This is a genomic window from Rhodococcus sp. CX (assembly GCF_015865005.1).
In the GTDB taxonomy this organism is placed as follows: Bacteria; Actinomycetota; Actinomycetes; order Mycobacteriales; family Mycobacteriaceae; genus Rhodococcus.
The window spans coordinates 790-7,223 of the sequence record NZ_JADZGH010000056.1; the positions used below are offsets into that span (position 1 = coordinate 790).

Below are 6,434 nucleotides of genomic sequence, written 5' to 3' on the forward strand. Positions count from 1 at the left end.
CAGCCCGCATCTGTGGTAGATCTTCGGGGGCAGAAAGAGACCCCGCCGGCGGATTTGGGGGGCGCCGACGGGGTCCTGAATCGCCGCGCAGGGGATGGGCGGCGATAGTGTGAATTCAAACACATCGCGGCAGCGGCCGGTAGAGTCCTTTGCCTAACGAAGTCCCGATTCGCCCAGGTCGCCATGTTTCGGTCGTCCTCTGGACGCTTTCCGGTCAATGGCCGTAGTACCCGAAAGCGTCCGGCTCCGCTCGACGCTGGAGACAGGGCGCTTTCGCCTTCGGGCAGATCTTCGCCGACGTAGAATGCCGGTGGCTGCAACCTGCTGCACCTGTGGCGCCCGGGGAAGCCGCTTCAGTGCTCCGCTTCCTCCCGATGAGGCGGGGCACTGCCGGCAAAAGGGCGGGGGAGAGGGGCCAGCACTGCCGAGCATCCCCTGTGTGCCCGGCGTACTGGACCACTGTCCGATCGGATCTGGTCGAACTGTACCGCCGGCAGGCTGCGAACAGAAGGGACCCCGCCGGCGAGGCGGGGGATGGGCGCCGACGGGGTCATGTATCGCCACACAGGGGAACGGTGGCGACCGCTGGATTAGATCACAAAAGCCACCCGGATTGGTAGGGGCCGGTCCGCGAAGCCTCTTGTCCCACAGCTAATTTCGTTAGGTAACAACTGGGCCTGTGTCCCGCATCCGCCGAACGAACCAGGCTAACCGCCGCCGTTGTCGTTCCCGTTGGATCCGTTCTTCTTCACCGGGAACAAGCTGCGAGCGATCACGAGCAGGATGCCGATCACCTCGATCACCGACGCACCCAGCCAGGCCACCATCACCGCCGGGTCCATGTCAGTCTTGTTGGCGCAAAGATAGATCAAGAAGAAGATGTTCGAAGCGACAAGCTGTCCGCCCACGAACTTGATCGACCATCCCGCGAGCGTCTTTCGGAGTTCGATGTCCTGCTCACGGTTCTGGGCCTTGATCGTCTGCAGGCGAATCTTCGCGGCAAGGATCGCGCTCCGGGAATCCTCGTCGCGGTTTTCCTCAGAAGACTCCGGGTCGTCGAGGTCACCACCGTCGTTGGCGTCGGGCGAGTCCGGCGTTCCGCCGTCGAGCGGTGGCCTCGATTTGAACCGTGACTCGATCTGGCCGGCGCGCTGCAGCTTGCCGTCGACCTCGTCGTCGGCTTCCCGGTTCAGCATGGGCTAGATGAGCCCGAGACTGGACAGTCGGTTGTTGATCGCTGGTGATGACACGTCGAAACGTCGGCGGAGCTCGCCGACCGACATCCCTTCCGCCCACCATTTCTTCACGATGGCGGCGGGCATCAGCAGTTCGGCGGCAAACTGGTTCGCCCAGATTTCTTCGGGGTCGGTGCCGGCCTGCGCCAGCTCTGCGCGCTCGTCGACGAACCCGAGTTCATCTTCGTCGTCCTTGTGCCGGAAGAAGTGGCCGAGTTCGTGGGCGACGGTGAATCGCTGCCGGACCGCATGGTCCTGCTCGTTGACGTAGATCTCCGTGGGCGCGTCGGCATCTTCGCGGATGATGAATCCAGCAAGGTTGTTGTTGAGCGGTGCGGGCTGCACCCGGATCCCGATCCGGTCGGCGATCTCCCACGGGTCGACAGGGAAAGGGATATTGCCCATGCTGTCGTTCCAGTAACGCATCCGCATTTCACGGGCTGCTTCCCGCGGGGTTGCGTTGCTCATGGGCACCTCCTCTTCGTTCCTGCCCGTCGCCAAGGTCAACCGATGATATGCACGGGTTGTTCCGGAAGTTCGACTGACTGTACAGGTCTGTCGCGATCATCCGGTACGGATGCCGTCGACGTGGACAAACGACGCGGCACAGGAGTTCGCCGGCCGCGCTCCGGATCACGAACAACGCCCCACCTCTTCGGAGGTGGGGCGCTGTTCGTGTATTCGCTGGCGAAAAGGTGCCGCCTTCACGACCAGTGGGCGTCCAACAGGACTGCTGAACGGTACCTGCTGCAGGCCGCGAACAGAAGAGAGTCCGTCGGTGGATGTGGGGGACGCCGCCCCCGACGACGGCGCCTCCGTGTGGCGCTGGCGAGTGAGACGTGAGATGTCACTCGCCATACCTCCCGGCGAGGACCAGTGAACCTCTCCGGGTGAGCTTGACGCCGGACGTGATTGTCCCAAACGGGGCCGGGTCTTGTGCGGTCGGCCGTCCCCGACGTCAGACAGCGACTGTCGCGGCCGCGACACTGGTGCGGTGCGCGGTGACCCACCGGTGCACCTTGTCTTTCGAGATACCGAGCTGCGCGCCTGTCGCACGCATCGACAGCCCCTCGGTGTCGACGAGGTGGATCGCGCGGGCCCGCAGCTCGTCGTCCGTCGTGACGGGTGCGATGTCGAGGGCGAGGGTCTGCTGTGTCGTAGCGCGCGGTGTCGCGACAGGCGGTGTCGCAGCAGGCCGCGGCGGTGTCGCGGGTGCGACACGCAACCTGGTGACCGGTCGCGGCGCCTCGTCGTGATCGGTGCCGCGGCGGGGGCTGTCGTGGTCGTCGGGTGCGTCGATCGGCTCGGTAATAATATTTTCCGGCCGATGTTTGTCACCGCCCGTCGACGTGCCTGCGAGCGCCCTGGCGCGCACGATCGCCAGGTGCGTCAGCGCGAGGGCCGCGACCGGTGGCACTACCGCGACAGTCGCGGCAACCCCGGGATGCGCCGGCCCGGGCGGCAGCAGCAGGTGTGCGACGTTCCCGGCGATCGATACCCCGACCGCCGCCCACAGTAGGAACCATGCGTACCGCCGTGCCGGTCCCGCGTCGAGCGTCACCGCTGCCCGCGTCGCCGCGATGATCAGCCCGTCGACGACGAGCGGCCACACCGCGGCCTGCCAGTCACCGAGCCCGGCCCGCGCTGCGATGTCCGCGAGCGCCGAGTAGGACAGGCACAGTGCCGCGGCGCCGAGCGCATAGATGAGTGCTGCGTCGTCGCGGGACACCCGAACCTTCTTCACGAGACCCCCTCCAGTCGATCGAATCCAAGGCCCTCGCAGGGTAGGTCGAGAATCGGACAGATTCCGGACAGTCGCAGAGTGGGAAACCGACAGAACCGGATGGTTGCCGTCATATGAGGACATACCGAGTTCCCAGGCCACCCCGGGTGCTACCCGCCTACCTGCGAGAACCGCTGGGGCACGAGTGGTTTCGAAACCCTCCGCGCCCACCATGTAATTGGCGGTGAAAGTCCTGGTCAGGGCTTTCTTGATTGCCGGCCGATGCACGCTGTGCCCACATTTTGCCCACACTCGCTTTCGCTCGGGCTTCCGACGGGACGCTCGCTACCGTCCGGTCGGCGGACCGAGACAGGCTATTCGTCACTGGTGGACGTCCTATTCTTGGACGTGGGGGTCCGGATTCTCGGATCGGTGGTGCTGGATGGCAGCGGAACTGTCGTGTGGATCGTGCGGCGCCGAACTGCCGACCAGTTCGAAATTCTGCAGCGAGTGCGGTGCGGCAGTTGTGACTGCCACGACACCTGCGGAGTACAAGCAGGTGACGGTGCTGTTCGCCGATGTGGTGCGGTCGATGGGCATCGCCGCCTCGTTGGATTTGGAGCGGTTGCGCGAGATCATCACCGATCTGGTGGAGCGCTCGGCAGCGGTGGTGCGCCGCTACGGCGGGACCGTGGAGTTCACCGGAGACGGCGTGATGGCGACCTTCGGCGCTCCGGTTGCGTTGGAGGATCACGCCTTTCGGGCATGCCTTGCGGCGCTCGCCATCCAGGAGGAAGCGAACCGGTTGGCCTCGGAGGTGCTGCGTCGCGATGAGGTGGACCTGCAGCTGAGGGTCGGGCTGAACTCCGGTCGAGTGATTGCCGGCGAGATCGGCTCGGGCGCGTTGGGGTATGCGGCGATAGGTGAGCAGGTGGGGATGGCTCAACGCATGGAATCGGTGGCGCCGCCGGGCGGGGTGATGCTCTCGGAGGCGACCGCGCGGCTGGTCGAGCAGGCCGCGGTGCTGGGAGACATCGAGCTGATGTCGATCAAGGGGAAGACCGAACCTGTGCCGGTGCGCCGGCTGGTGGGGATCGGCCCGCGGCGGGCCCTGGTCGGACGCGCGGAGGCCGGCCTGGTCGGTCGGTGCCGGGAGATGGCGGCGGTCGAGGAGATCGTGGACCGCGCCATCGGTGGCCGGGGTGGTGTGGTGAATGTGGTGGGAGCGCCGGGCATCGGCAAGTCGCGGATGGCGCGGGAGGCGACCGCGATCGCGGCCGCTCGGGGGGTCGAGGTGATATGGACGTTCTGCGAATCCCACGCCCGTGACATTCCGTTCCATGCGGTGACCGCCATGCTGCGTGAAGGTCTCGGCGTTGCCGACCTGGACGCGCCCCTGGCCCGCGCGCGGGTGAGGGAACGAGTGCCCGACGGCGACCAGCAGGATCTGCTGCTGCTCGATGATCTACTCGGCATCGCCGACCCCGAGGTGTCGCTGCCCCGATTCGACCCGGAGGCGCGGCGTCGGCGGGTGATCACGCTGATCAACGCCGTGTCGCTGGCCCGTACCGAACCGGTGCTGTTCGTCGTCGAGGATGCCCAGTGGATCGACGAGGTCAGTGAATCCATGCTGGCCGACTTGCTCGAAATCATCCCGCAAACCCTGTCGGTGGTGCTGATCACCGCCCGCCCCGAATATCGGGGAGCGTTGACGCAGGTGCCCGGCGTTCGGACGATAGCGCTTGCCCCGCTGAGTGATTCGGAGACCATGGAGCTCCTGAACGAGCTTCTGGGAACCGACGGCTCAATCGCGCCGGTCGGGACCCTCATCGCCGAGCGAGCCGCCGGGAACCCGTTTTTCGCCGAGGAAATGGTGCGCGAGTTGGCCGAGCGCGGCGTGCTGGTCGGCCGGCGCGGCAGCTATGTGTGTGGCGCCGATGTCGCCGATGTCGCCGATGTCTCGGTGCCCGCCACGGTGCAGGCCGCCATCGAGGCACGTCTCGACCGGCTGAGCCCACAGGCGAAGCAGACGATAAGCGCAGCGTCGGTGATCGGCGCCCGCTTCGACGCCGGGCTGCTGGCCGCGCTGGGCATCGATGCGCTGCCCGACGAGTTGCTGGGCGCGGAGCTGATCGACCAGGTGCGTTTCAGCCCCGATGCCGAATACGCCTTCCGCCACCCGCTGATCCGGTCGGTGGCCTACGAATCACAGCTCAAGTCCGACCGCGCCCGATGGCACCGGCTCCTGGCCACCGCGATCGAGTCGGGCAACCCGGACTCGGCCGACCAGAATGCCGGGTTGATCGCCGAACACCTCGACGCAGCAGGCGAACTGCACGCCGCGTATGGCTGGCACATGCGGGCCGCCGATTGGGCGACGACCCGCGATGTCTTCGCTGCACGGTTCAGTTGGGAACGTGCCCGAAAAGTCGCCGACGCTCTGCCCGGCGACGACCCCGGCCGATTGTCGATGCGCACCGCCCCCCGCACCATGCTGTGCGCCACCGACACTTACAGCCCCGCACTCCAGGAATCTCGCGACCGCTTCGCGGAGCTGCGGGAGCTGTGCGAGGCGTCCGGGGACAAGCTCTCGCTGGCCATCGGCATGAGCGCGCCGGCAGTCGAGCTTTTGTACGCCGGGCGGGTGCGAGAGGGCTCGCGGCTGGTATCCGAACAGACGGAGTTGCTCGAATCGATCGGCGATCCCACCGCGACTGTGGGATTGGCGACCGTCGCGTTCGCCAACTGGTTGGAGGCCGGCGAATTCGGCAAGATCTTGCGTTGGTCGCAAACCGTCATCGACCTGGCCGCCGGCGAGCCCGCCATGGGCGCCGGCTTCGGCTTCGGATCACCACTCGCGGTCGCGGTGGCATTCCGTGGCACTGCTCGGTGGTGGCTGGGTCTTCCCGGGTGGCGTCAAGACCTGGACGACGCCGTCGCGATGGCCCGACACAGCACTCCGACAGCTCATTGCGTTGTCGTCATGTGGACCTACGGCTTCGCGTTCCTCTTCGGGGTGTTGCGGGCCGACGACACCGTGATGCGCGTGATCGAAGAGGCGGTGCAGACCGGCGAAAGCGATGGCAACGACGTCGTGAGCCTGGCCGAGTTCGCGCTGGGTGCCGGGCTGCTGAGCCGGGACACCGCGAGCGACCGCCGCCGGGGGCTGGAGGCGATGATGCAGGCCCGTGACGTATGGCGGCGCAGGCAGGTTGCTCGTCAAATGGCCCCGCTCGTCGAGATCCTGGCGGCCGGTGAGAGTGCCGGGCGCGGTGACCGCGATGCTGCGATACCGGTGCTGCGCCGAACTGTGAACGAGATGTTCGAGGCAGGACGGCCCTTCGTCGGCCTCGTCGGCACCGGCGTTCTGGTGGAGACGTTGCTCGAGCGAGGCACCGAGGACGACCTGGCCGAAGCCCGAGCCGCGATCGCCCGGTTGTCGAAGGTGCCGGCAACAGAACGCTGGGCGATCCGCG

At 66.7% G+C, this 6,434-nt stretch carries 4 protein-coding genes; 1 reads left to right on the top strand and 3 read right to left on the bottom strand.

Annotation, left to right across the window (positions count from 1 at the left end):
* Window positions 1–707: 707 nt before the first annotated feature.
* The 3 genes from I0Q12_RS05395 to I0Q12_RS05405 all read right to left on the bottom strand — a co-directional run bounded on the left by I0Q12_RS05395 (window position 708) and on the right by I0Q12_RS05405 (window position 2,979).
* Entirely contained in the window at window positions 708–1,196 is a 489-nt protein-coding gene (locus I0Q12_RS05395; RefSeq protein ID WP_197250966.1) for a hypothetical protein, read from the bottom strand.
* 3 nt (window positions 1,197–1,199) lie between these two features.
* Complete coding sequence (locus tag I0Q12_RS05400; RefSeq protein ID WP_231610063.1) at window positions 1,200–1,736, bottom strand: ImmA/IrrE family metallo-endopeptidase; 537 nt, start codon at window positions 1,734–1,736, stop codon at window positions 1,200–1,202.
* A 457-nt stretch (window positions 1,737–2,193) separates the two neighbouring features.
* Entirely contained in the window at window positions 2,194–2,979 is a 786-nt protein-coding gene (locus I0Q12_RS05405; RefSeq protein ID WP_197250968.1) for a DUF2637 domain-containing protein, read from the bottom strand.
* A 421-nt stretch (window positions 2,980–3,400) separates the two neighbouring features.
* On the opposite strand from I0Q12_RS05405, the gene I0Q12_RS05410 reads away from it, so the two are divergent.
* On the top strand, window positions 3,401–6,434 hold a 3,034-nt coding region (locus I0Q12_RS05410; RefSeq protein ID WP_197250969.1), incomplete at its 3' end, for an AAA family ATPase.

Coding starts and splice junctions, on each gene's coding strand:
- I0Q12_RS05395 (WP_197250966.1), bottom strand. CDS start 1,196: ATGCTGAACCGGGAAGCCGACGACGAGGTCGACGGCAAGCTGCAGCGC.